Genomic DNA, 24,141 nt, shown 5'->3' on the forward strand with positions numbered 1-24,141 from the left:
TATTAATATAGATGCTAATTCCCTACTAGCTTATGTAATATTACGTAATTGTTTCGATACATCCTGTATATTCTTGTATTAACCCTTAGTCATTTATCTATTTTAAGGGTTAATAACCGATAAATTCGCTTACATTGTCATCAAAAGTTACAAATTCAAAGTTATTTTTAATTTTAAAGTCGCAATAGCTAATGAATTTTTTGATGAAGAATCATTTTATAAGCAATAGAACAGTCTTATACCTACCTCATTTACTTTTAACGCTAACACTATAATCAAAGTATTCTTAACTGCTAACACACTATAATTGCTGCTCTACCGATTCAATATCAGCATAAACTTGGGTTGTCCCGTCTTTATTGAGCTGCATAACCTGATAGGGCATGAATTTATTTTGATACTCCATACCTGGGCTACCAATAGGCATGCCAGGTACGGCAAGACCCATAGCTTGTACTGGCGGATTTTCTAAAAACTGCGCCATATATTTAGCGGGTACATGACCTTCAAAGACGTAACCATCCGTAGTGACTACAGTATGGCAAGAACGCATTTCATTTGGAACGCTGTAGCGCTCTTTAAATACGGCTAAGTCCGCAACATCTTGCGCGGTTGCACTTAGACCATTATCTTCTGCATGACTTATCCATTCTTTACAGCAGCCGCAATTGGCATCTTTATAGACAGTGGCTGATACGTTTTTTAGTAAGTCTGGTTTACTTACTGATGTCATCATAGAATTATTTATAACGTTTGGTTCAGCTGTCTTTGGAACAGCCAAAACATCTTCAGTTGATGCCGATGTTGTGCTTGCATCAGATACGCCACTACTCGGTTGGCTACAAGCAAATAGTGATGAGGCAGCCAGTAATAATAACGTACTACGCAACCCCTTAGACAGATAACGATTGCATATAAGACTGGATTTTATTTTTAAGGGGGGCATAGTGCTTTCTCATGTACTGTAGGTATTGTGAGCTATAGAAGATCAAGTAACACTTCATATCGTTTGGTAATGTAGCATAATAACCCATTAAACGGAGTACATAAATTCATCCATTGAGCAGTGCAGGCTGGTATCATAAGCAGTTTTTATTTTAAAATACTGCCTGTAGTATTAACGGCTCTATCTAAGTTTTGGATTTTGATTAAAAATTCAAGGCTCATAATTTTGGATAATTTGCGATGCGCCTGTCTACTATTAATCTACAAAAGCGTTTGAGTACTCACTTAAATCAATTACCGCTATCGCTTACGCTAGTAGCAGCATGGCTTGCAGGAGCTATTTTTTTATTTTCGCTAGCGCCTTATGGGTTTTGGCCGCTAGCAATAGTATCACCAGCGATTTTATATGCGCTGTTGGTGACAAGTATGAGTGGTCGTCGCGCTTTTATTATCGGTGAAGCTTACGGTATGGGGCTATGGTGCGTCGGCGGCTTTTGGCTCTATACTGCTATCCATGATTATAGCGATACACCAACGTGGCTCGCATTGATTATGATTGCATTGATGGGTCTCGGTATGGGACTATTTCATGGATTGTTAGCACTAGTCTTTAACCGTATGGTAGGCAAACAACCCTTTTCATTTGCTGCTCTTTGGGTGCTACAAGAATGGTTAAAAACTTGGTTATTCACAGGCTTTCCGTGGCTGTTTGTTGGTTATGCATTTACTGAAGAGTATTGGTTATCGTCCTTAGCACCCGTTGCTGGTGTTTTTTCCGTCTCTTTTGTTGCCATACTATTGGCTGCAAGTTTAGTAGAGCTACTGCTTCGGCGCAGTAGTTATGCCATCGTTTCTGTACTGTTATTAGCCATTAGCACATCATTATGGCTGGTCAATCCGCAATGGACAAAACCTAAGGGCACACCTGATCTGTCAGTGTCATTGATTCAAGGTAATATTTCACAAGATATAAAGTGGCTGACTAAGTATCAAGTAGAAACGCTAAAGATTTATGCGAAGTTAACACGCACTGAGTGGGGACGTGATGTTGTGGTGTGGCCTGAATCATCTATTCCTATGTTTCAGGATGAGGCTGCGGGCTTTATTAGTGAAATGATAGAAATGGCTAATGCGACCAATACGACATGGATAACTGGTATCCCTTATAAGGATAAAGCGGCATTCAATGCCAGTACGGATAAGTATCCCCCATTTTACAATAGCGTGATTGCTCGAGGTGTAGAAGCGGAAGGCCTATACAAGAAGCAGCGTCTAGTGCCTTTTGGAGAGTATATTCCATTTGAAGGCGTGCTCGATATTTTCCCAAGTTTGGCCGGTAGTCAGGATATTAAGAACTATAGTCGTGGTAGTGATCAGCAGTCACCTCTAAAGGTGCGTGGACACAATATAGGGACGGCTATCTGTTATGAGGTAGCTTATCCAGATACCACGCGTAAAAATGCCATCGATACTGAATTTTTGTTGACCGTCTCTAACGATGCCTGGTTTGGCACTTCAGCAGGACCATTGCAACATTTGCAAATGGTACAAATGCGCGCGCTTGAGAACGGGCGCTGGTTTATTCGAGCGACCAATACTGGTGTTACCGCTATCATTAACCATAAAGGTCGTATTGTAAAACGCGCACCGCAGTTTGAGCGTACTGTACTACGTGGTGAGATACAGGCACGGGTTGGTAACACGCCCTTTATGCTTATGGGAAATTATCCTATCTTGATAATAATAACCTTGTTATTACTACTAAGCTATTTTGGCAAAGGTCTAACCACACTTAGAAGACGAGGGTAATAGTAAACTTAATCATAATAATTTAATCAGTGTAAGTTTTTTATTTTTTCTAGGTAACGTCCTAACGCACGTAAATATAAAAGTTTTAAACTATTGACCCCTGCCGTCAAATCCGTATACATAAACTTGGGAGATTTTAATTACGCAGCCTGACGATAATAATCAAACCACACCTGTCTTGGCGATTGATAGCCCAAACCCTTTTGAATCCTCGTCTGATTGTAGTACAGCTCGATATAACTGATAATATCATTGATGGCTGTGAACCTTGTTTTATAGTCTTGATGATATACCAGCTCATTCTTTAATGTGCCCCAGAAGCTTTCTATCGGAGCGTTATCGAAACAGTTGCCTTTGCCGCTCATTGAGCCTATAAATTGATGCTGCTTAATGGTCTTGTGGTAGGCGTGACTGCAATACTGACTGCCTCTGTCTGAATGAACGATTAGCCCTTTGCTTGGACGTTTATTCTTGATGGCCATATTTAGTGCTTTGCAAACTAAATCTGCGGTCATACGCTTGTTAATAGCGTAACCGACAAGCTCTTTGGTGTATAAGTCTTTGACCCCTGCTAAGTACAGCCAACCCTCATTCGTCCAGATATAGGTGATGTCGCTGACCCACGACTCGTTAGGGCGCTTAGCATCAAACTTCTGATCCAGTACGTTTGGATAGACCAGCTTGTTGTGATTGGAGTCGGTGGTGACTTTAAAGCGCTTATGACGACGACATTTAATGCCGTGTTGCTCTTTGATGCTTCTTACCATATACAGGCTAATGTTATGGCCTTGCTCGCTTAGATGAGCATGCAGTCGATCTGCGCCATAACGTTCTTTCGTTTCATTGTGAGCCGCTTTAACCAGTAATTCAGACTGGTTGCGATGTATCTGTTGGTCGCTGAGATCACGACTTAGCCAGTCGTAATAGCTTGATGGCTTAACCCTTAACACACGGCACATAGTGGTGATGCGAAAGAGGAACTGGTTGTCTTTGATAAAGGCGTACCTGACTAGCTGTTTCTCGCGAAGTACGCCGTCGCCAACTCGAGCATAGCTCTCCCCTTGCGTCGGGGCGAAGCAGTGCTTCGCTTTATCCCTCCTCATTTAGTATTTCGCGTTCCTCTTCAGCCACTTTGAGCTGCCGCTTGAGCTGCTTTATTTCTTGAAGAGCACTCATAAGATCAGGATCGTATTGCTTTGTGCCGACAAGCTTGCCTTGATTGGCTTTGTTATGCCAATTTGATAGCGTTTGCATGGCAATGCCAAGCTGCTTTGCAGTGGCTGAGATATTGCCATTATTGTCTGATATCTTCTTGACGGCCTCGGCTTTAAATTCGTCACTGTAGGTTCTTACTTTCTTGGTCATGGTAAACTCCTGTCAATACGCTTAGTTTACCAAGTTTATCTCTACGGTTTCTTCAGCATAGCTCACAATAGGTTTGCATTTAGGCAAGATACAAAGATTTATTGATACAGCATCTGTTTTAAATCAAAGTAATTTTTGGTGTAACATGCAACCTTCAAAAGAATTTTCAAGCAAACTAAGAAAGACTAGAAAATCTTTCCCTGAGACTTCTCAAAGTCTTCAAACCATGATCATTCCTTCACGTATTTATCAGAACCTGCTAAAAGATACCATTGAAAGTTTGCAGGTTTTTAATAAGCACGCTGAGCAGATCTCATATGTTTTTTCTGCACGTACTAAAGTAAGAGATGAAGCATTAAGATTAGATCAGAGTGTACCTATGAGTAAGCTTACTAAATCACAAAAAAGCTTAATCAGATTTTATTGGCAAACTGCTTTGAAGACAGATACAAAGCTAACTAAGATTTTAGCAGAATTAACAGATTTAAACATCATCAAGAATGCTAATTGGTTAAGTTTAACAATCAGCTTAGGTCAAATACAGATGAAAAGCGCTTTTGTTATAGCTGCGTTTACAGGTATGCGTAAAAATGAATTACTATCTATCCCTTTCAACGGGCTAAGACATATTCATTCCGATACTGGGAATATACCTGTAGTATGGTCAACTACAACAAAATTGGAAAGTAATGGAGTACCAAGATTTACAAAATGGGTAACAGGTTCAATTGTTGAAGAAGCTTTTGAAGCAGCTAAATTTATCACTCAAGGAGCTTTGAACTGGTCTGCTAATAAGAGTCAGGTGGCAGAAGATGAGAGTAAGTTACCGTTGTTTTTTTCAATTGAAAATGGGAAATCTGGAAAGCCTCATCCGCATTTTGATTATGCAACAACTGCCTTAAATAGCAACCTCATTCAAAAAATAATGTCATCAGAGCACTTATTAATTTCAGAACAAGACTTAAAGGAAGTCAGTCAATTTTTATACGGCGATGAAATATCTAATAATATTAAATTAGGTAAGCCTTGGCCTTTAGGCTTTCATCAGTTTAGACGCTCCTTAGCCGTGTATGCTGCTTCTAGTGGTTATGTTTCATATCCTACTCTTAAATCCCAGCTAAAACATATAAGCATGATGATGACAGTCTATTACACGGACTCAAACTCTAGAGCGATAAATATTTTAGGCAACGGCCCTGAAGTCAAAGCTATGCAAAAGGAATGGCAGGAGGCCCAAGCAAGAGTAGAGTCAGATAATTTGCATGAATTGTTAGATAGCAGGGTGACACTAACTGGTGCAGCTGGTAAAAATCTACAAAAAAGAAAAGTAGAGAATAAGCTTCCTAAGTTCTTAGATAATAGAAATAGTACTAAGAAAGCAGTCAAAAATGGCAAAATTCGTTATCGATCTACTTTAGTTGGCGGATGTATGTCTATTAAACCTTGTGATAAAGGTGCTGGTGTATTGGCATCTGCTTGTATTAGCTGTGAAAATGCGGTGTTTTCACCAGAATCCAAAAGTATTTTGCTACAAACTAAAGATTTTTATAAGTCTCAACTCACTTTAGATATTCCAAAGCGTGTTCATCATGAATACGAAGTGAGTATTAAAAAAATAGACAGTCTTCTTTCAGTATTAGAAGTAAATCAAGAGAAATAACATGAAAACTAGCCAGGCAGAACAGGCTTATTGGGATGCTTTGAATCGTCTACAAGATGGTACAGCCAAAATTGTCAATACAAAGTCATCACGGTTTAAGTTTACTAGAGACGCTGTAGGTAGAGAGGCAGGTAAAGGAAAAGGGTATGACCTATGCTGTCAAATCTGTAGACATTGACTTGGGAGATTTTAGTTACGCAGCCTGACGATAAAAGTCAAACCATACCTGTCTTGGCGTTTTATAGCCTAAACCCTTTTGGATTCTAGTCTGGTTGTACTCAAGCTCAATATATTTAGTGATATCACTGATGGCTTCAAACCTTGTTTTATAGTCTTCGTGATACACCAACTCATTCTTTAATATGCCCCAGAAGCTTTCTATGGGCGCATTATCAAAGCAATTGCCACGCCTGGACATTGAGCCCTTAAATTTATGCTTCTTAATGATCTTATGATAGTCATAACTACAGTACTGACTGCCTCTATCAGAATGCACAATCAGCTGTTGGTTGGGTCGTTTGTTCTTGATGGCCATATTGAGTGCACGGCAAACTAAATCTGCTGTCATTCGCTTATTGATGGCATAGCCGACAAGCTCTTTGGTGTAGAGGTCTTTAACACCTGCTAAGTATAGCCAACCCTCATTGGTCCAGACATAGGTAATGTCACTAACCCAAGCTTCGTTAGGACGACTGGTATGGAATTTTTGGTCGAGCAGGTTTGGATAGATAAACTTGTTATGGTTTGAGTTGGTGGTAACTTTAAAACGCTTGTGACGACGGCAAGCAATGCCGTATTCTTCTTTAATGCGTCTTACCATGTATTGACTGATATGATGGCCTTGCTCTGCAAGATGAGCATGCAATCGCTCACAGCCATAACGCTGCTTAGTTTCATCATGAGCCACGCGCACTAGCAGCTCACACTGGTTGCGGTGGATCTGCTGATTACTAACACCACGATTTATCCAGTTGTAATAGCTTGATGGCTTGACATCTAATACGTGACACATACAGGTGATGCTAAATATCTTCTGATTATCCTTGATAAAGACGTACTTCATCAACTGTGTTTCGCGAAGTACGCCGTGGCCTTTTTTAGAATATCTCGCTCTTCCTGAGCAACTTTTAGATCACGTTTAAGACGTTTATTCTCTTCTAGTATAGCCATGAGCTCAGGATCATATTCTTTAGTACCGATCAGCTTGCCTTTATCAGCTTTGTTTTGCCAGTTAGATAATGTCTGCATGGCGATGCCAAGCTGCTTTGCAGTCGCTGAAACATTGCCATTATTATCTGCTATCTTTTTAACAGCTTCAGCTTTGAATGCTGCACTATAGGTTCTGATTTTCTTAGTCATGATAAACTCCTCATTGAGTCGTTAGTTTACCAAGTTTGGTTCTACAGTTTTTTCAGCATAGCTCAGGTATGTCCGTAATGAGAGATATCCAGAACTTTGCGAAGCAATAACAAAAGCGGAAGAAGAACGCAAAAATCGTGCTCAAGAAAAACCTAATACTTCTACTAAGTTAAAACATGAAAAAGAGCTCAAAATCAAAGCTAATTTGAAATACGACATGATAAAAGAAGAATATGACATTATAATGCAAGATTATCTTAACATTCTAAGACAGAATTTTGAACTTCAAAGAGAGTTAGCAGATTCTCCACATATAAGATTAGTGAAAAGATCTAATAAATAGCTTAATCTTGTTCCTGTTTAGCTCAAATACAATCTATGAATAAAGCCTCTCTAAAGCTTTATTTCTCATATTACGGCTATTAAGATGCCTTAAAAGTATTCCTATGAATGACGATCATTTGTGTAACAAACTAAAAATTTTATTTGAACATCTTTTTCCTACTCTAACCATAATTGGTGGAGTAGATGAACCCTACTATGAAGCGCCAAAAGCAGATACAAATGCGAAGATCTTTTTTAAAGAAAACTACCCAAGAAGCCTATTACATGAAATTGCTCATTACTGTTTGGCAGGGCAAAAACGACGCAAATTAGATGACTATGGTTACTGGTATACTGAATGTGGTAGAACAAGTGAAGAGCAAGAGCTATTTCAATTGGTTGAAGCAAGACCTCAAGGCTTAGAAAAGGCTATGTGTGAAGCTATAGGTATACATTTTTCACCTAGCTTTGATGATTTTTCAGGTCGACCGATATCAGAGGTGTTTCTAAAAAACTTAGAAGTTAATTATCAAGAGATGATTACGAATCCTCCTCCTACGGCTAGAATAGCTTTAGAAACATTAATGCATACAGATTTTTCTACGTTAAGGGATAATTAGTTTATTAACTACATATTGCAAATTCATACTTACTTAATTTTAAAATTTCAAAGCAGTCATGTGAAGTATATTCATCAGGCTACTATTCAGCCGATGATAACTATAGTAAATATTCTAGCCTTCCCAATTTTATTGAAAAAACAAAGAATATCTACTAAGAGAAGAACCAACAAAAAGTCCCGATCTATTCATCAAAAATAAAATATTGATATGTCTCGATTGTATATACACGGCTAATATAAGCTTCTTAGTGCTTTGAAAAGTGATAATTCCAATGACTCACTTAATGTACAATATCTCCTTTTATGAGGAATATTGTACATTTTTTTATCAAGAAGCTGATTTTACATCATTACAATTACTTCTTTATCAATCAATAACTTAGTAATGTACATTTATAGTTAAGAGTTTACTAGAAATCAGTCATTGGTGTGTAGCTGGTGACACTCGTAGACAACTATCTGACTTTGGCTACTGGTATGCTCCAGATGGACGATCAGCGGCGCAGCAGCAGGCATTTGAGCGTGTAGAAATCAAACCTCAAGCATTAGAGTGTTTGTTCACCTTGGCGTGTGGACGAAATTTCCAAGTCTCACAAGATAACTTGTGTGCCGACTTCGATACTAGTAGTAGCACCTTTGCTATTGATGTCTATCAGCAAGTCCAAAGCTATATAGCCAAACCTCATACTCTGCCGCGTGACGCTAAGACTTTACTGACTGCGTTACTTAGCGCTTGCACTTCTTCATCTGAGATCAGCGCTTAGTTTAAATTACTAAGCGTTCCTAATTATTAACGATTTTCTACGGTTGGTAACGCCTTGCCACTAAACTTATATCTACTTTGAGCTATACTGATAACTGAAGTGGTATTTTGAAAATATCGATCTGCTTTAGTTCTAGAATAGTTTTCCTAATATATCTAGTAATTGAACTAAATCTAATTAATGAAAAGTTTGTCTCAATTAAAAACCAATAATTATAAAATAAGGAACCACTATGGAAGTCTTCTATATTCATCCCGATAATCCGCAGCCACGTCTCATTGAGCAAGCCGCTGACCTATTGCGCAGAGATCAGTTAATTATTTACCCAACTGATACCAGTTACGCTTTTGGTTGCCGTTTGGGAGCAAAGGATGCCCTAGCTAAACTCAAGCAAATCCGTGAACTCGATGATAAGCATCAATTTACCTTACTGTGCCGCGACCTAAGCGAAATTGCCAATTATGCAACAGTTGATAATGTGCAATTTAAACAGCTGAAAGCCCACACCCCTGCCCCAATTACTTTTATTCTTAATGCCACCAAAGACGTACCAAAAAAACTGGCGCATGCAAAGAAAAAAACCATTGGTATTCGTGTACCTAGTAACCCCATTGCTCAAGCATTATTAGAAGCGATGGATGAACCTATTTTAACCAGCTCACTGATTTTGCCCAATCAAGACGATATTTTGGATGACCCATTTGAGATTGAAGACTTACTAGGCAACCAAATCGATGGACTGATCAATGCAGGTATAAAGACGACCAAGCTTACTACTATCGTAGATATGACTAGCAGCGTTCCTGAAGTTATCAGACAAGGTGCGGCCAATGTCGATTCGTTATTACTCTAAGCAGCTAATTATTGCTTTAAACAACTAATAGTATATTTAGTCAAATTTAAGACAAAAAAAAGCTCCAATTGCATTGGAGCTTTTTTATGGAATATGTCTTAGGTGCAAAACTAGTCGCGATCAACCAATTCTACATAAGCCATTGGCGCATTGTCACCATCACGGTAACCGCATTTTACGATACGCAAATAACCACCTGGACGCGTCTGGTAACGAGGACCTAACGTGCCAAATAACTTGCCTACCATAGCTTTGCTACGCATACGGCTGAATGCTAAACGACGGTTAGCAACGCTGTCTTCTTTAGCCATAGTGATCAATGGCTCGGCAACGCGACGTAGTTCTTTAGCTTTTGGTAAAGTTGTTTTGATCAGTTCATGCTCAAATAATGAGTTAGTCATGTTCTGAAACATTGCCTTACGATGACTGCCGGTACGACCCAGCTTGACTCCACTCTTACGATGGCGCATAGTCAAAAATCCTTAAAGTTTAACGGCTACGATAAGAAAAGCGATCATCAACACGTAAATCAGCTGGTGGCCAGTTATCTAGGCGCATACCGAGCTCTAAATCTTTAGACGCTAATACGTCCTTGATTTCTGTCAATGATTTCTTACCAAGATTTGGGGTTTTTAGAAGTTCAGTCTCTGAACGCTGTACCAAATCACCGATATAGTAAATGTTTTCAGCTTTCAAGCAGTTGGCTGAGCGAACCGTTAGTTCAAGATCGTCCACAGGGCGTAATAGCACCGGATCAACCTCTTCTTTCTCTTTCACAGGCTCAGGCGCTTCTTCAGCTTCTAGGTCAACAAAGATAGAAATCTGTTGTTGTAAAATAGTGGCTGCTTTACGAATTGCTTCTTCTGGATCTATAGTGCCATTAGTTTCAAGCTCAATGATAAGACGATCAAGATCAGTACGCTGCTCTACACGAGCGTTCTCAACCTGATAAGCAACACGAAGCACAGGACTAAAACTTGCATCAAGCTTTAAGCGTCCAATTGCTTTAGTATCACCATCTTCACGGCGCTGGTTTGCTGGCTCATATCCACGACCCATCACTACACGCAAACGCATCTTAAGATGACCACGATCGCTCAATGTACCCAAGACCAATTCTGGATTGATGATGTCAACATTGTGCGGCAACGCGATGTCTGCAGCAGTAATAGTGCCTGGACCTTGTTTATCCAAGGTCAAAAATACTTCATTTTGGTCATGAAGCGTAATTGCTAAGCCTTTTAGGTTCAAAAGCAAATCAAGTACGTCTTCTTGCAGGCCTTCAAGCGTTGAGTATTCATGGTCAACACCATCAATCTCAGCTTCAATGACTGCAGCACCAGGTAATGAAGATAACAAGATGCGACGCAGAGCATTACCTAGGGTATGCCCAAAGCCGCGTTCTAACGGTTCGAGCGTGACTTTCGCAATCGTTTCGTTAACCGTATCCACATTAATGGCATTCGGCGTTAGAAACTCAGTTGCATTTAGCATCATGATGTCACCTCGATTTATTAAACTGGTTTAATTAACGTTAATTGCTCAATGCCATTTTCATAACATTGAGCATTACGTCATTACTTAGAGTATAGCTCAACGATCAAGCTTTCGTTGATTTCAGCAGGTAGATCAATACGATCAGGCGCATGTTTAAACGTGCCTTGTAGTTTGCTGTGGTCAACATCAAGCCATTCTGGAATACCACGTTGTGTCGCTAATTCGATAGCGTTTTTAATACGTAGTTGTTCGCGAGATTTCTCTTGGATAGCGATGACATCACCATCTTGAAGCTGAATTGAAGGAATGTTCACACGAACAAACTCATCACGACCAGCTTTTTTTACCATAACAGTACGATGACTGACTAGCTGACGTGCTTCTGCGCGAGTCGAGCCAAAGCCCATGCGATATACAACGTTATCTAGACGGCTCTCAAGCATTGCTAGCAAGTTTTCACCAGTAGCGCCACGCTTACGAGCAGCTTCTTTATAGTAGTTCGCGAATTGACGCTCTAGTACACCATAAATACGCTTAACTTTTTGCTTTTCACGCAACTGTAGAGCATATTCTGAGGTCTTGTTACGGCTTACGCCATGCTGACCTGGTGGACGACCAGCTTTCTTCGTTTTTACGTCATACGGTTTAACGCCAGACTTAAGGCCTAAATCCGTACCTTCACGACGTGATAATTTCAGTTTTGGTCCAATATAGCGGGCCATTGTTATGTCTCCTATAAGCTTTTAGTATAAAAAGCTTCGTCTTTAATATTAGACGCGGCGCTTTTTCGGCGCACGGCAACCATTGTGTGGGATTGGGGTTACATCAGAGATGCTGTTAACTTTATAACCCAATGCACCTAGTGCTCTTACCGCAGACTCACGACCCGGTCCTGGTCCTTTGACCAAAACATCGATATTCTTAACACCATATTCTTGGGCCGCTTTACCAGCGACTTCAGCTGCAACCTGAGCTGCAAATGGTGTAGATTTACGTGAACCACGGAAGCCTTGTCCACCTGAAGTGGCCCAAGCCAATGCATTACCTTGACGATCGGTAATCGTAACAATGGTGTTATTAAAAGACGCATGGATATGGGCAATGCCCTCCGATACTGAACGACGAGCCACCTTTTTGCGACTGCGAGTGTCTTTTGCCATCTTTTAGCTTCCTAAGTTAATTATCTTTTGAGAGGGCGTGTCGGACCCTTACGAGTACGAGCGTTGTTCTTGGTGTTCTGACCTCTAACTGGTAGGTTACGACGATGACGGATGCCACGGTAACAACCAAGATCAACTAAACGCTTGATGTTCATTGAAACTTCACGACGAAGGTCACCTTCAGTCATGTAGTTTGCAACTTGTGCACGGATAGCATCTAACTGTGTATCATCTAACTGACTGACTTTAGTAGTAGGGGCGATGCCAACTGCTTCTAAGATTTTCTGAGCAGTGGTACGACCTACACCAAAGATGTAAGTTAGTGAAATAACAGCATGCTTATTATCCGGAATGTTTACGCCGGCAATACGAGCCATTGATTTCTCTCCATTAAAGAAAAATAAGCGTTATCTAGCGATAAGGCTTTACTCTTCAGATTTGTTGCTGTTAATACTAGAGCTTTTATAGTTATTATCGATGGTTTGACTATAAGTCTGCTCATCGATTCTATTATAAAAGATTTTGTATAAACACGGCAAGTGGCGGATGATATCGCATCCGCCGTTATTTTTCAAGTATTAATTTAATTAGCAGCGAAAACTAGAGGTTTTCTAATACTAAAGATTAACCTTGACGTTGCTTGTGGCGAGGTTCTGCTGTACAAATAATATGTACACGGCCTTTACGGCGCACAACTTTACAGCTACCACAAATCTTTTTAACTGATGCTTGAACTTTCATAGCATGCTCCTTGAAATATCGTACCGCTCATTTAAGGTTGAGTGGGCGATTGAATTAACGTCTGATCATGATATTGATGGGTCATCAAATGCGCTTGAATCTGCGAGATGAAGTCCATTACCACAACCACCATAATCAGTAAAGACGTACCACCGAGTTGAAACGGCACACCAAACGATGACTGGACGACCATTGGCATTAAACAAATAACCGTCATATACATCGCGCCAATAAAGGTCAGTCGGTTTAATACATGATCGAGGTAACGCTGAGTTTGTTGTCCTGGGCGAATACCTGGGATATACGCACCACTACGTTTAAGGTTCTCTGCTACTTCACGCGGACTAAATACCAATGCCGTATAAAAATAACAGAAGAAAATAATCATTGCGCCAAACAGTACTAAATATAGAGGCTGCCCTGGAGACAACACCAATGCCATATTTTGAAGTATTTTCTGTACAAAGGTAGGATCAGTCGATTGACCAACCCACTGCCCTAAACTTGCAGGAAACAATAACAAAGAACTGGCAAAAATAGCGGGGATAACCCCTGCCATATTTAGCTTCAACGGCAAATGTGATTGCTGCTGAGCATAAATTTTGCGACCTTGTTGCTGCTTTTGAGCATAGTTCACAGGAACACGGCGTTGAGCACGTTCAATATAAACGATACCCGCAGTAACCGCGATACCTAGCAGTACAAAAATAAATAGCACAATCAAGTTCATCTGACCTTGATTGACCTGTTCAATAGACTGCGAAATCATACCTGGCGTACCAGCCACAATACTCGCAAAAATGAGCATTGAAATACCATTACCTACGCCGCGCTCTGTAATCTGCTCACCAAGCCACATTAAGAACATTGCGCCTGCTACTAAAGAAGTAACAGCTGGAATATAAAAAGTAAGACCAGTAGATAAAGTAAGGTTTTGACTGATTAAGCCGGCACACATTCCTAATGACTGTACTAGGGCTAAAGCAAGCGTTCCCTGACGGGTATACTTGTTTAGCTTGCGTCGTCCCGCTTCACCTTCTTTTTTGAGGGCTTCAAGCGATGGCAATACTGCAGACATCATCTGTACGATAATCGATGCTGAGATATATGGCATAATACCAAGTGCCATGATAGACATACGCTCTAGCGCACCACCTGAGAACATATTAAACATGCTCAGAATGGTGTTTTCGTTGCGCGAAAACAGATCAGCCAAGTTAACTGGGTTAATACCCGGAACTGGAATATGTGACCCTAAACGATAAACAATCAATGCGCCGATTAAAAATAATAAACGCGTCCATAGCTCATCATACTTACGTATAAATGCGAATGGATTAAGCGGTATACCAGCCGATGACATTGATTGTTTTGACACGTTACTACTCCTCGATGCTACCACCAGCAGCTTCGATAGCTTGCTTAGCACCTTTAGTCACTTTAATACCTTTGAAAGTATAAGCTTTAGTGACTTCGCCTGATAGCATTACACGAGCACGTTTCATATCGTGACGGATAAGGTTAGCAGCTTTAAGTGTTTCAAGGCTAACTACATTGCCTTCAATTTTATTCAGTTCAGAAAGACGTACTTCAGCAGTCTTCATAGCCAGTTTACTGGTAAAACCAAATTTTGGTAGACGACGATATAAAGGCATTTGACCACCTTCAAATCCTGAGCGAATGCTAGAACCTGAACGAGATTTCTGACCTTTTACACCACGACCACCAGTCTTACCAAGACCTGAACCGATACCACGACCACGACGTTGGGCAGTTTTCTTTGCGCCAACACCTGGTGATAATTCATTTAATCTAAGACCCATTACGCTTCCTCCACTTTTACCATGTAGTTAACGCGATTGACCATACCACGAGTCGAAGGAGTATCTTCTACTACTACAGTATGATTAATACGGCGTAAACCCAATCCTTTCAAGCTCGCTTTGTGGCTCTTTAGGCGATGGGCACCCGATTTAAATTGAGTGACTTTCATTTTTTTCATCGTAACTCACCTAGTCTAAGTTAACCCAAGATTTCGTCTACAGATTTACCACGTTTAGCTGCCATCTTCTCTGGAGTTGACATATCACGTAAACCGTTAAACGTTGCGCGAACAACGTTAGCAGTATTGGTAGAACCATAACATTTAGTCAAAACATCTTTGACACCAGCAACTTCTAATACAGCACGCATTGCGCCACCAGCGATTACGCCAGTACCTTCAGATGCAGGTTGCATGTAGACTTTACTAGCACCATGACGTGCTTTGATTGGATGATGCAAAGTTGCATCATTTAGCTCAACAGTAATCATATTACGTTTGGCAGCTTCTAGTGCTTTTTGGATAGCAGCTGGCACTTCACGTGCTTTACCACGACCAAAACCTACACGACCATTGCCATCGCCCACTACAGTTAATGCAGTGAAAGAGAAAATACGACCACCTTTAACAACTTTTGCTACGCGATCAACGGTAACTAAGCGTTCTACTAGACCGTCAGTCTGTTCATTTTTATCATTTTTATCATTTCTAGCCATGATTAAAACTCCAATCCGTTTTCGCGAGCAGCTTCTGCTAAAGCTTTAACTCGACCATGATATTTGAAACCACTACGGTCAAAGGCAACTTTAGTAATGCCAGCTGCTTTTGCGCGTTCTGCGATCATTTGGCCTACAGACGTTGCTGAATCAGCATTACCAGTCGCGCCTGAACGCAAGCTGCTGTCTAAGGTAGATGCCTGAGCAATCACTTCACCACCATTTGGAGAGATAATCTGGGCATAAATATGTTTTGACGTGCGGTTAACCGTTAAGCGATGAACGCCTAAGAAACGGATATGCGCGCGTGTTTTCTTAGCTCGACGCAGACGAGCTGCTTTTTTATCAAACATTTCAACTCACCTTATTTTTTCTTAGCTTCTTTGCGAATCACATGCTCGTCACTATAACGAATACCTTTACCTTTATAAGGCTCAGGTGGGCGGAAACCACGGATGTTGGCGGCTGCTTGACCAAGCTGCTGTTTATTGTTTGATTTCAAAACAATTTCAGTTTGCGTTGGCGTTTCAGCTGATACACCTTCAGGTAACGTATACTCTACTGGATGAGAATAACCAACGTTCAAGGTTACTTTGTTACCAGTAACTTGCGCGCGATAACCAACACCAATTAATTGAAGACGTCTTTCAAAGCCTTCGTTTACGCCAGTAACATAGTTGTTAACAAGAGCGCGCATGGTGCCAGTGTGCATCATAGCTTCTTTTGAATCGACTGTAGGTGAGAAAATGATAGCATCATCTTCCTGTTTCAGCTCGACCAATTCATGCAGGCGTAAAGACATAGAACCGTTCTTGCCTTTAACTTCGACCTGCCGATCGTTCAAAGTAACGCTTACGCCGTTTGGCAGCGTCACTGGGGCTTTAGCCACACGAGACATAGGAATATTCCTTAAAAAATTTAACTTCTTTATATTAGCGAAAAAACTAACAGGCTAAAAAGCGTGTTAGTTTAGCATAGTTGACTGTGTTAGACATCTATCAATTCAAAATAATTTAATATTACTCAATCAATAGAAGCCTAACAACCATCAAATAGACTTCATCGTCGTATAGCTTACGCTACAAATGCGACGATTTCACCACCGATACCAGCAGCGCGTGCAGCACGATCGCTCATGATACCTTGGCTAGTAGATACGATAGCAACACCCATACCTTGCTTAACAGTAGGGATAGCGTCTTTACCGCGGAACTGGCGTAAACCAGGACGGCTATAACGTTGGATAGTTTCGATGACAGCACGGCCTTCGAAATATTTCAATTCAATAGTAAGGGTTGCTTTGTTGTTTTCTTCTTCAGCAACAACAGCGCTAGCCACATAACCTTCGCTAACTAGTAAATCAGCAATTGATTTACGTAATTTAGAGCTCGGCATTGCTACCGATACTTTGTTAGCCATTTGTGCGTTACGGATACGGGTTAGCATATCCCCAACGGTATCTTGCATACTCATATAGTTACTCCTTACCAGCTTGCTTTACGAACACCAGGCACATCGCCTTGCATGACACGCTCACGCAGCATATTGCGTGACAAGCCAAACTTGCGGAAGTAACCGTGAGGACGACCGGTGATAGCACAACGATTACGCAGACGTACTGGTGATGAGTTGCGTGGAAGAGCTTGTAGCTCTAACATCGCTTCCATACGAGTTTCGTCACTTGCAGTCATATCACTGATAGTTTCTTTTAGCTTGATACGCTTTTCAGCATATTTAGCAACCATTTTTTCGCGCTTTAATTCGCGGTTAATCATGCTCTTCTTTGCCATAACGTCTTTACCTTATTTAAATGGGAAGCCGAATGCTTTAAGCAACGCACGACCTTCTTCATCAGATTGAGCTGACGTGGTGATTGTCACATCCATACCACGGATACGATCAATCTTGTCAAAATCTACTTCTGGGAATACGATTTGTTCTTTGATACCCAATGAGTAGTTACCACGTCCGTCAAAGGCTTTAGGTGAAAAACCGCGGAAATCACGAATACGAGGAATTGCAATGGCAACGAGACGATCTAAAAATTCGTACATTTGCTCACCGCGTAGCGTTACTTTACAGCCAATTGGCCATTCTTCACGAATCTTAAAGCCAGCAACTGATTTACGCGCTTTGGTGACAACAGGTTTTTGACCAGCAATCGCGGTCATATCAGCTACAGCGCCTTCCAACAATTTCTTGTCTTGAGACGCGCCGCCTACACCCATGTTAAGTGTGATTTTAGTGATTTTAGGCACTTGCATCACATTTGCCAAACCAAGCTCTTCTTTGATTTGCTGCTTTAGTTCATCGTTATATAAAGATTTTAATCTTGCCATTACCATTACACCCTTAGTGTCTTACGCAGTCGCCACTACTTCACCGCTTGAACGATAGACGCGTTGTTTCTTGCCGTCTTCGCCAAACTGATAAGTAATACGGTCTGCTTTTTGGGTTTGCGCATTTAAGATTGCGACATTTGAGATATGCAGAAAAGCTTCTTGCTTAAGAATGCCACCTTCAACGCCAGTTGCCTGATTTGGCTTCTGATGTTTAGTAACAATATTAATGCCTTCAACTTTAATACGATCGTTTTTTACAGCTTGTACAGTACCCTGCTTGCCTTTGTCTTTCCCAGCAATCACGATAACTGTATCGCCTTTACGTAATTTTGACATGGATTACCTCACAATACTTCTGGTGCTAGTGATACAATTTTCATAAACTGATCACCACGTAGTTCACGAGTTACCGGTCCAAAAATACGAGTTGCAATCGGCGCTTTGTTTTGGTTCAACAATACCGCAGCATTGTCATCAAAACGTAACACAGAACCATCTGGACGACGAACGCCTTTTTTGGTACGTACAACTACTGCATTCATCACGTCGCCTTTTTTAACACGACCACGAGGAATGGCTTCTTTAACCGTTACTTTAATAATGTCGCCAACTGATGCATAACGACGATGAGAACCACCCAGTACTTTAATGCACTGAACTCGCCTTGCACCGCTATTGTCTGCAACTTCCAGCATTGACTCAACCTGAATCATAGCGTTACTCCACACGTATGAGCAATAAAAACCAGTTGCTGCCGCTAGCACAGAATGAGTAGGACGGCATTTTAATATAAATAACCGCGACTTACTCTTAATGTGAGTGATATACGCTCGGCGCAATCAGCATCCTTAAAAAGGCGGCTATTTTAACAGCTTCTGGCTTTTAATGCAATTTACTTAGATTTTTTCTACTTTTTCAACCACATCAACTAAAGTCCAAGACTTAGTTTTTGAGATTGGACGCGTTTCTTTGATGCGGACAAGGTCGCCTTGTTGGCAAACGTTATTCTCATCATGAGCTTTGATTTTCGTAGAACGACGAAGCTGCTTGCCATACAAAGGATGACGAACCAGACGCTCAATCAAAACTGTGATGGACTTGTCCATCTTGTCGCTGACAACTCGTCCTGTCAATACGCTAGCATTGGTAGCTGTTTGATTGTTATCGCTCATGAGTCGCCTCGTTGTTTCTCGTTAATCAAAGTCTGAAGCTGGGCAATCGTGCGACGATTGGCTCTAACTTCATGGGTATTACCCAACTGACCAGTTGCTTTAGCCATACGAATACGGAAAGCATCAAGTTGCTTTTCATCAAGTAACTGGGTCAGTTCTTCTAATGATTTATCACGTAATTCACTGATCTTCATTACATTATCGTCCGCTTAACAATGGTAGTTTTAAAGGGCAATTTTGCTGCAGCGAGCGTTAATGCATCACGAGCAAGCTCTTCAGATACCCCTTCAATTTCATATAGCACTTTACCAGGTTTGATTTCGCATACCCAATATTCTACTGGACCTTTACCTTTACCCATACGTACTTCTAATGGTTTGTTGGTAATTGGTTTGTCAGGGAATACACGAATCCAAATCTTACCGCCACGCTTAATTTTACGAGTGATGGTACGACGTGCTGCTTCAATTTGACGAGCTGTCATACGACCACGCGTCAATGATTTTAGACCAATTTGTCCGAATGCAACGGTGCTTCCACGATGAGCTAGCCCAGTGTTACGACCTTTGTGCATTTTACGAAACTTGGTACGTTTTGGCTGTAACATAGTTTAACCTCTGTCTGAGTTTCGACGGTTTCCACGACCACGGCGTTTTGGCGCACGAGTCTGCTCTTCTTTGACGGGATTATATACACTGTTCATACCGTCAAGGATTTCGCCACGGAAAATCCAAACTTTAACACCGATGGTGCCGTAAGTTGTCTCTGCACGAATTGACGAGTAGTCAATATCAGCACGGAGTGTATGCAATGGCACACGACCTTCACGGTACCATTCACTACGAGCAATCTCAGCACCGCCTAGACGGCCAGACAGCTCAACCTTGATACCTTTAGCACCAGAACGCATGCTGTTCTGTACCGCGCGTTTCATCGCACGACGGAACATAACACGACGCTCAAGCTGGCTACCGATGCCGTCTGCTACCAAACGTGCATCAAGGTCAGGTGACGTGATTTCTTCAATGTTGACCTGAGCAGGTACGCCCATAATTTTGGTCAATTCTTTTTGAAGTCTTTCGATATCTTCGCCTTTCTTACCGATAACAATACCAGGACGCGCAGTGGCGATGGTAATCTTAGCAGCGCCAGTAGGACGCTCGATCATGATGTTGCTGATCATAGCGTTATCTAGCTTTTTGCGTAGATATTCACGAACTTGAATGTCGTTGATTAGGTATTCTGAGTATTGTTTAGGGTTAGCATACCAGTTTGCGTTATGCTTTTTTACAACACCAAGACGAATTCCGATTGGATGTACTTTTTGACCCATAACTTATTCTCCTACCTTTATAGTGATGTGACAAGTACGCTTGCTGATACGATCAGCACGGCCTTTGGCACGTGGTAGGATACGTTTTAGCGTAATGCCTTCATCAACATAGATAGTAGCGACTTTTAGGTCGTCAATATCTAAGCCGTGATTATGTTCGGCATTGGCGATGGCTGAGTTAAGGCATTTCTTAACAAACACAGCGCCTTTTTTATTGCTATACGTTAGGATATCCAAAGCACGCTCAATAGATTTGCCACGAACTTCATCAGCAACGAGTCTAACTTTTTGTGCCGATATGGCGGCACCGCGTAATTTTGCAGTTACTTCCATGGTAAGCACCTTATCTCTTAGCTTTTTTGTCAATGCCGTGACCACGATACGTACGAGTCGGGGCAAATTCACCTAGTTTATGACCAACCATCTGCTCGCTCACGATAACCGGTACATGAGTACGGCCGTTGTGAACAGATAAAGTTAGGCCAACCATTTGTGGCAGAATCATCGAGCGGCGCGACCAAGTCTTAATTGGCTTGCGTGAGTTGGTGTCTAATGCATTCTCAACTTTAGCAAACAAGTGCGCGTCTATGAATGGACCTTTTTTCAATGAACGAGGCATGAAATTCTTCCTTTATTTCTTCTTGGCGCGACGGCGGATGATCATGTTGTCAGTACGCTTATTGTGACGCGTTTTAAGTCCTTTAGACTTCTGACCCCAAGGGCTGGTTGGATGGCGACCTTTGTTACGACCTTCACCACCACCGTGTGGGTGATCAACCGGGTTCATAGCGACACCACGAACAGAAGGACGAACACCACGCCAACGTGAAGCACCGGCTTTACCAAGTGATTTCAAGTTGTTTTCAGTGTTAGAAACTTCACCAATAACAGCGCGGCAATTTACGTGTACACGGCGAGTTTCGCCAGAACGCATACGTAGAATAGCATAAACACCGTCACGACCTAATAACTGAACGCTAGCACCCGCAGAACGAGCCATCTGTGCACCTTTACCGATTTTAAGCTCGATATTGTGAATCACAGTACCCAATGGGATGTTTTTTAGCGGTAAGCAGTTACCTGGACGAATTGGAGAAGTCTCGCCTGACATTACTGTATCACCAACTACTTGTTTCTTAGCAGCGATAATGTAACGACGTTCGCCATCAGCATACTTAAGTAGAGCAATATGAGCAGTACGGTTAGGATCGTATTCGATACGCTCTACCGTTGCTGGGATATTGTCTTTAGTACGTTTGAAATCGATAATGCGATAATGTTGCTTATGACCACCGCCAATGTGACGAGTAGTAATGCGGCCATTATTGTTACGACCACCTGACTTGCTTTTTGATTCTAGAAGTGCTGCAAACGGACGACCTTTGTACAGGTGTGGATGCACTACTTTTTCAACAAAACGACGGCCTGGTGATGTTGGCTTTGCTCTTACGATAGGCATGAGTGTAATCCTTATTCGTTATTCGCTGTTTCACTAGTAGAATCAGTAGTATTCGCTACTTCTTCACCAGCATCAGCCATTTGTACATCTTGACCAGCTTTTAAGGTAACATAGGCTTTTTTGTAGTCGTTACGACGGCCGATGCTTTTACCAAAACGCTTTGTCTTACCTTTAACATTCAAAGTGTTTACTTTAGTGACTTCAACACCTTCAAACATCAACTCAACTGCTTTCTTGACTTCAAGCTTAGTAGCATTAGAATCAATTTTAAATACCTGCACACCAAGTGAGTCGCCAAGCATTTGAGATTTTTCTGAGAATACAGGCCCTCTTAAGACCTGATAAAGTCTTGCGTTATTCATGCTAGTGCTTCCTCAAATTGTTTCGCAGCTTCAACTGACATGATCACTTTATCAAATGCGATCAAGCTCACTGGGTCCACTTCATTTGTACCAAGTACATTGACATGTGGAATGTTGCGAGCAGCTAAGTATAAGTTTTCATCAACTTCTTTAGTCACGATTAGTGCACGAGGTGCATTCAAATCGTTCAACTTAGCAATCAGTTCTTTGGTTTTCGGCCCAGAAACGCTCAACTCTTCTACCAAAATCAGACGCTCTTGACGAATCAATTCTGCTAGGATGCACTGCATCGCACCGCGATACATTTTACGGTTTACTTTCTGTGACCAATCTTGTGGTTTTGCAGCGAATGCACGACCACCTGAACGCCAGATTGGGCTACGAATAGAACCCGCACGAGCGCGACCAGTACCTTTTTGGCGCCATGGCTTAATACCACCGCCAGAAACTTCGGCACGTGTTTTTTGTGCGCGTGTACCTTGGCGAGCACCAGCTAAATAAGCGGTGACGACTTGATGCACTAGTGCTTCGTTGAATTCACGACCAAATGCCGTATCAGAAAGCTCAACCGCCGCACCTGTAACTGTTTTTAAATCCACGTTAATCCCCTTGCTTAGGCTTTGACTGACGGACGTACGATAACATCGCCACCGGTGGCACCTGGGATAGCACCCTTGATGACAAGTAACCCTTTTTCGGCATCAACCGAAATCACTTCTAGGCCTTGAACGGTAACACGTTTGTTACCCATCTGACCCGCCATCTTCTTGCCTTTGAATACTTTACCTGGTGACTGGTTTTGACCAGTTGAACCATGCGCACGATGAGACACTGAGTTACCATGAGTAGCATCTTGCATACTAAAGTTGTGACGCTTAACAGGGCCTTGGAAACCTTTACCTTTGCTCTGTCCTGTCACATCAACCATCTGACCTTGTTCGAACAAGTCAGCTAGAATCTCGCCACCAATCTCACGACCTTCAAGATCGCTTTCGTTGGCACGGAATTCCCAAACACCACGGCCAGCTTTAACACCAGCTTTAGCGAAGTGACCCTTTTGTGCAGCTGTTACGCGGCTGTCACGACGAGTACCTGTGGTAATTTGGATGGCTTGATAACCATCTACATCAGTATTTTTTACTTGAGTAATGCGGTTTGCATCGACCTCAACAACTGTTACAGGGATAGATGCGCCTGTTTCAGTGAAGACACGGGTCATGCCGCACTTTTTACCGACTAAACCGATCGCCATTTTAGACCTCTTTATATCTTATATTAATGGGTTGGGTGTTTAATATGCATTAACCCAAAGCAATTTGAACGTCAACACCCGCCGCTAAATCTAATTTCATTAGCGCATCCACAGTTTTGTCAGTTGGTTGAACGATATCAACCATACGCTTATGAGTACGGATTTCGTACTGGTCACGAGCGTCTTTGTTAACGTGTGGTGAGGTTAGAACGTTGAAGCGCTCAATGCGAGTCGGCAACGGTACAGGACCACAAACTTGCGCACCGGTGCGCTTTGCAGTATCAACAATCTCTTGTGCAGATTGATCAATCAGACGATGATCAAAAGACTTAAGACGGATACGGATTCTCTGGTTAGCCATGCCAGCAAGCTCCTAATATGTGCCTTTGTCATTCTTGCGTCGCAAGACCATGATCAAAAGCAGTTTGGTTAAATATTCACTTAAAGCGGCCTTCTGTTCTTAACCAGAATGAGTTCTTTATCCGAACTTATAGCGTGCCAAAAGCAAAATAGTTTAAAGCCCCGCCAACCCTCCTATTAATTGGAAAGTAGCAAAGGCATAATGAAATAGTGCTAGAAACGAT

At 41.6% G+C, this 24,141-nt stretch carries 34 protein-coding genes and 2 pseudogenes; 5 read left to right on the top strand and 31 right to left on the bottom strand.

The features are described 5' to 3' along the window. Window positions 1-301: 301 nt before the first annotated feature. Entirely contained in the window at window positions 302-946 is a 645-nt protein-coding gene (locus JMY00_RS10280) for a DUF411 domain-containing protein (RefSeq protein WP_007394850.1), read from the bottom strand. A 239-nt stretch (window positions 947-1,185) separates the two neighbouring features. Here JMY00_RS10280 and lnt point away from each other — a divergent pair, with 239 nt between their 5' ends. Then, entirely contained in the window at window positions 1,186-2,754 is a 1,569-nt protein-coding gene (gene lnt, locus JMY00_RS10285) for an apolipoprotein N-acyltransferase (RefSeq protein ID WP_077449698.1), read from the top strand. Window positions 2,755-2,894: 140 nt separating this feature from the next. Here the strand turns inward: lnt and JMY00_RS10290 are convergent. Continuing rightward, window positions 2,895-4,119: pseudogene (locus tag JMY00_RS10290) on the bottom strand (IS3 family transposase). 145 nt (window positions 4,120-4,264) lie between these two features. Here JMY00_RS10290 and JMY00_RS10295 point away from each other — a divergent pair. After that, the gene (locus JMY00_RS10295; protein ID WP_201580101.1) at window positions 4,265-5,779 is read left to right on the top strand and encodes a hypothetical protein; all 1,515 of its coding nucleotides are present in this window, start codon (window positions 4,265-4,267) and stop codon (window positions 5,777-5,779) included. A gap of 193 nt (window positions 5,780-5,972) precedes the next feature. Here JMY00_RS10295 and JMY00_RS10300 read toward each other — a convergent pair. Continuing rightward, window positions 5,973-7,138, bottom strand: a protein-coding gene (locus JMY00_RS10300; protein ID WP_201580102.1) for an IS3 family transposase whose coding sequence is annotated in 2 segments (ribosomal slippage) — window positions 5,973-6,880 and window positions 6,880-7,138 — 1,167 coding nt in all. Because the reading frame shifts where the segments join, the coding sequence is not laid out codon by codon here. Between the two features lie 446 nt (window positions 7,139-7,584). On the opposite strand from JMY00_RS10300, the gene JMY00_RS10305 reads away from it, so the two are divergent. The 3 genes and pseudogenes from JMY00_RS10305 (at window position 7,585) to JMY00_RS10315 (ending at window position 9,701) form a co-directional block, all read left to right on the top strand. After that, entirely contained in the window at window positions 7,585-8,082 is a 498-nt protein-coding gene (locus tag JMY00_RS10305) for an elongation factor P hydroxylase (protein ID WP_057758727.1), read from the top strand. 406 nt (window positions 8,083-8,488) lie between these two features. Then, a pseudogene (locus JMY00_RS10310) lies at window positions 8,489-8,848 on the top strand (elongation factor P hydroxylase); the annotation flags it as partial. Between the two features lie 232 nt (window positions 8,849-9,080). After that, window positions 9,081-9,701, top strand: coding sequence for an L-threonylcarbamoyladenylate synthase (locus tag JMY00_RS10315; protein WP_201580103.1), 621 nt, complete (start codon window positions 9,081-9,083; stop codon window positions 9,699-9,701). A 110-nt stretch (window positions 9,702-9,811) separates the two neighbouring features. Here the strand turns inward: JMY00_RS10315 and rplQ are convergent, their stop codons facing one another. From rplQ to rpsJ, 28 genes are all read right to left on the bottom strand, one after another. Next, the gene (rplQ, locus tag JMY00_RS10320; RefSeq protein ID WP_021813387.1) at window positions 9,812-10,171 is read right to left on the bottom strand and encodes a 50S ribosomal protein L17; all 360 of its coding nucleotides are present in this window, start codon (window positions 10,169-10,171) and stop codon (window positions 9,812-9,814) included. A 19-nt stretch (window positions 10,172-10,190) separates the two neighbouring features. After that, window positions 10,191-11,198, bottom strand: a complete 1,008-nt coding sequence (gene rpoA / locus JMY00_RS10325) for a DNA-directed RNA polymerase subunit alpha (protein WP_021813386.1) — start codon at window positions 11,196-11,198, stop codon at window positions 10,191-10,193. 80 nt (window positions 11,199-11,278) lie between these two features. Beyond that, window positions 11,279-11,920: a 30S ribosomal protein S4 gene (gene rpsD, locus JMY00_RS10330; protein ID WP_057758723.1), complete on the bottom strand. Its 642-nt coding sequence runs from the start codon at window positions 11,918-11,920 to the stop codon at window positions 11,279-11,281. A gap of 48 nt (window positions 11,921-11,968) precedes the next feature. Then, a complete protein-coding gene (rpsK, locus tag JMY00_RS10335) occupies window positions 11,969-12,358 on the bottom strand; it encodes a 30S ribosomal protein S11 (RefSeq protein WP_010196728.1) in 390 nt (129 codons plus the stop codon). Window positions 12,359-12,378: 20 nt separating this feature from the next. Next, window positions 12,379-12,735, bottom strand: a complete 357-nt coding sequence (gene rpsM / locus JMY00_RS10340; protein WP_021813384.1) for a 30S ribosomal protein S13 — start codon at window positions 12,733-12,735, stop codon at window positions 12,379-12,381. 247 nt (window positions 12,736-12,982) lie between these two features. After that, window positions 12,983-13,099 carry a 50S ribosomal protein L36 gene (rpmJ, locus tag JMY00_RS10345; protein WP_010196721.1) on the bottom strand — a complete coding sequence of 39 codons (117 nt, stop codon included), beginning with the start codon at window positions 13,097-13,099 and terminating at the stop codon, window positions 12,983-12,985. Between the two features lie 31 nt (window positions 13,100-13,130). Further along, window positions 13,131-14,462 carry a preprotein translocase subunit SecY gene (gene secY, locus JMY00_RS10350; protein ID WP_166739245.1) on the bottom strand — a complete coding sequence of 444 codons (1,332 nt, stop codon included), beginning with the start codon at window positions 14,460-14,462 and terminating at the stop codon, window positions 13,131-13,133. Between the two features lie 19 nt (window positions 14,463-14,481). After that, on the bottom strand, window positions 14,482-14,922 hold the full coding sequence (gene rplO, locus JMY00_RS10355) for a 50S ribosomal protein L15 (RefSeq protein WP_201580104.1): 441 nt from the start codon (window positions 14,920-14,922) through the stop codon (window positions 14,482-14,484). Next, window positions 14,922-15,101 carry a 50S ribosomal protein L30 gene (gene rpmD, locus JMY00_RS10360; protein ID WP_057758718.1) on the bottom strand — a complete coding sequence of 60 codons (180 nt, stop codon included), beginning with the start codon at window positions 15,099-15,101 and terminating at the stop codon, window positions 14,922-14,924. Before rpmD ends, rplO begins: the two co-directional genes overlap by 1 nt. A 20-nt stretch (window positions 15,102-15,121) precedes the next feature. Then, complete coding sequence (gene rpsE / locus JMY00_RS10365; protein ID WP_057758716.1) at window positions 15,122-15,637, bottom strand: 30S ribosomal protein S5; 516 nt, start codon at window positions 15,635-15,637, stop codon at window positions 15,122-15,124. Between the two features lie 2 nt (window positions 15,638-15,639). Continuing rightward, window positions 15,640-15,990: a 50S ribosomal protein L18 gene (gene rplR / locus JMY00_RS10370; protein ID WP_057758713.1), complete on the bottom strand. Its 351-nt coding sequence runs from the start codon at window positions 15,988-15,990 to the stop codon at window positions 15,640-15,642. A gap of 11 nt (window positions 15,991-16,001) precedes the next feature. Beyond that, on the bottom strand, window positions 16,002-16,535 hold the full coding sequence (gene rplF, locus JMY00_RS10375) for a 50S ribosomal protein L6 (RefSeq protein ID WP_057758710.1): 534 nt from the start codon (window positions 16,533-16,535) through the stop codon (window positions 16,002-16,004). A 176-nt stretch (window positions 16,536-16,711) separates the two neighbouring features. Further along, window positions 16,712-17,110: a 30S ribosomal protein S8 gene (gene rpsH / locus JMY00_RS10380; RefSeq protein ID WP_101204864.1), complete on the bottom strand. Its 399-nt coding sequence runs from the start codon at window positions 17,108-17,110 to the stop codon at window positions 16,712-16,714. A gap of 11 nt (window positions 17,111-17,121) precedes the next feature. Next, window positions 17,122-17,427, bottom strand: coding sequence for a 30S ribosomal protein S14 (rpsN, locus tag JMY00_RS10385; RefSeq protein ID WP_010196705.1), 306 nt, complete (start codon window positions 17,425-17,427; stop codon window positions 17,122-17,124). Window positions 17,428-17,439: 12 nt separating this feature from the next. After that, window positions 17,440-17,976 (bottom strand): 50S ribosomal protein L5, encoded by a 537-nt coding sequence (gene rplE, locus JMY00_RS10390; RefSeq protein WP_101204865.1) that lies wholly within the window; start codon window positions 17,974-17,976, stop codon window positions 17,440-17,442. Window positions 17,977-17,997: 21 nt separating this feature from the next. Further along, complete coding sequence (gene rplX, locus JMY00_RS10395; protein WP_101204866.1) at window positions 17,998-18,315, bottom strand: 50S ribosomal protein L24; 318 nt, start codon at window positions 18,313-18,315, stop codon at window positions 17,998-18,000. Window positions 18,316-18,323: 8 nt separating this feature from the next. After that, complete coding sequence (gene rplN / locus JMY00_RS10400; protein WP_010196702.1) at window positions 18,324-18,692, bottom strand: 50S ribosomal protein L14; 369 nt, start codon at window positions 18,690-18,692, stop codon at window positions 18,324-18,326. Between the two features lie 183 nt (window positions 18,693-18,875). After that, window positions 18,876-19,151: a 30S ribosomal protein S17 gene (gene rpsQ / locus JMY00_RS10405; RefSeq protein WP_021813375.1), complete on the bottom strand. Its 276-nt coding sequence runs from the start codon at window positions 19,149-19,151 to the stop codon at window positions 18,876-18,878. Next, a complete protein-coding gene (rpmC, locus tag JMY00_RS10410) occupies window positions 19,148-19,345 on the bottom strand; it encodes a 50S ribosomal protein L29 (protein ID WP_025644397.1) in 198 nt (65 codons plus the stop codon). The genes rpsQ and rpmC overlap by 4 nt, the downstream gene beginning before the upstream one ends. Next, window positions 19,345-19,758: a 50S ribosomal protein L16 gene (gene rplP, locus JMY00_RS10415; RefSeq protein ID WP_025644399.1), complete on the bottom strand. Its 414-nt coding sequence runs from the start codon at window positions 19,756-19,758 to the stop codon at window positions 19,345-19,347. Before rplP ends, rpmC begins: the two co-directional genes overlap by 1 nt. Before the next feature lie 3 nt (window positions 19,759-19,761). Further along, window positions 19,762-20,484 (bottom strand): 30S ribosomal protein S3, encoded by a 723-nt coding sequence (gene rpsC / locus JMY00_RS10420; RefSeq protein WP_057758704.1) that lies wholly within the window; start codon window positions 20,482-20,484, stop codon window positions 19,762-19,764. A 3-nt stretch (window positions 20,485-20,487) separates the two neighbouring features. Continuing rightward, window positions 20,488-20,817: a 50S ribosomal protein L22 gene (gene rplV / locus JMY00_RS10425; RefSeq protein WP_021813373.1), complete on the bottom strand. Its 330-nt coding sequence runs from the start codon at window positions 20,815-20,817 to the stop codon at window positions 20,488-20,490. Window positions 20,818-20,827: 10 nt separating this feature from the next. Next, entirely contained in the window at window positions 20,828-21,103 is a 276-nt protein-coding gene (gene rpsS / locus JMY00_RS10430) for a 30S ribosomal protein S19 (protein WP_010196682.1), read from the bottom strand. 12 nt (window positions 21,104-21,115) lie between these two features. Next, the gene (gene rplB, locus JMY00_RS10435) at window positions 21,116-21,943 is read right to left on the bottom strand and encodes a 50S ribosomal protein L2 (RefSeq protein ID WP_057758702.1); all 828 of its coding nucleotides are present in this window, start codon (window positions 21,941-21,943) and stop codon (window positions 21,116-21,118) included. 11 nt (window positions 21,944-21,954) lie between these two features. Further along, entirely contained in the window at window positions 21,955-22,305 is a 351-nt protein-coding gene (rplW, locus tag JMY00_RS10440; RefSeq protein WP_057758700.1) for a 50S ribosomal protein L23, read from the bottom strand. After that, a complete protein-coding gene (gene rplD / locus JMY00_RS10445) occupies window positions 22,302-22,904 on the bottom strand; it encodes a 50S ribosomal protein L4 (RefSeq protein ID WP_057758698.1) in 603 nt (200 codons plus the stop codon). Before rplD ends, rplW begins: the two co-directional genes overlap by 4 nt. Before the next feature lie 14 nt (window positions 22,905-22,918). Continuing rightward, complete coding sequence (gene rplC / locus JMY00_RS10450; RefSeq protein WP_057758696.1) at window positions 22,919-23,557, bottom strand: 50S ribosomal protein L3; 639 nt, start codon at window positions 23,555-23,557, stop codon at window positions 22,919-22,921. 49 nt (window positions 23,558-23,606) lie between these two features. Further along, on the bottom strand, window positions 23,607-23,918 hold the full coding sequence (rpsJ, locus tag JMY00_RS10455; protein ID WP_010196670.1) for a 30S ribosomal protein S10: 312 nt from the start codon (window positions 23,916-23,918) through the stop codon (window positions 23,607-23,609). Between the last annotated feature and the right edge of the window lie 223 nt (window positions 23,919-24,141).

Source organism: Psychrobacter sp. Pi2-52, from assembly GCF_904846705.1.
GTDB lineage: Bacteria > Pseudomonadota > Gammaproteobacteria > Pseudomonadales > Moraxellaceae > Psychrobacter.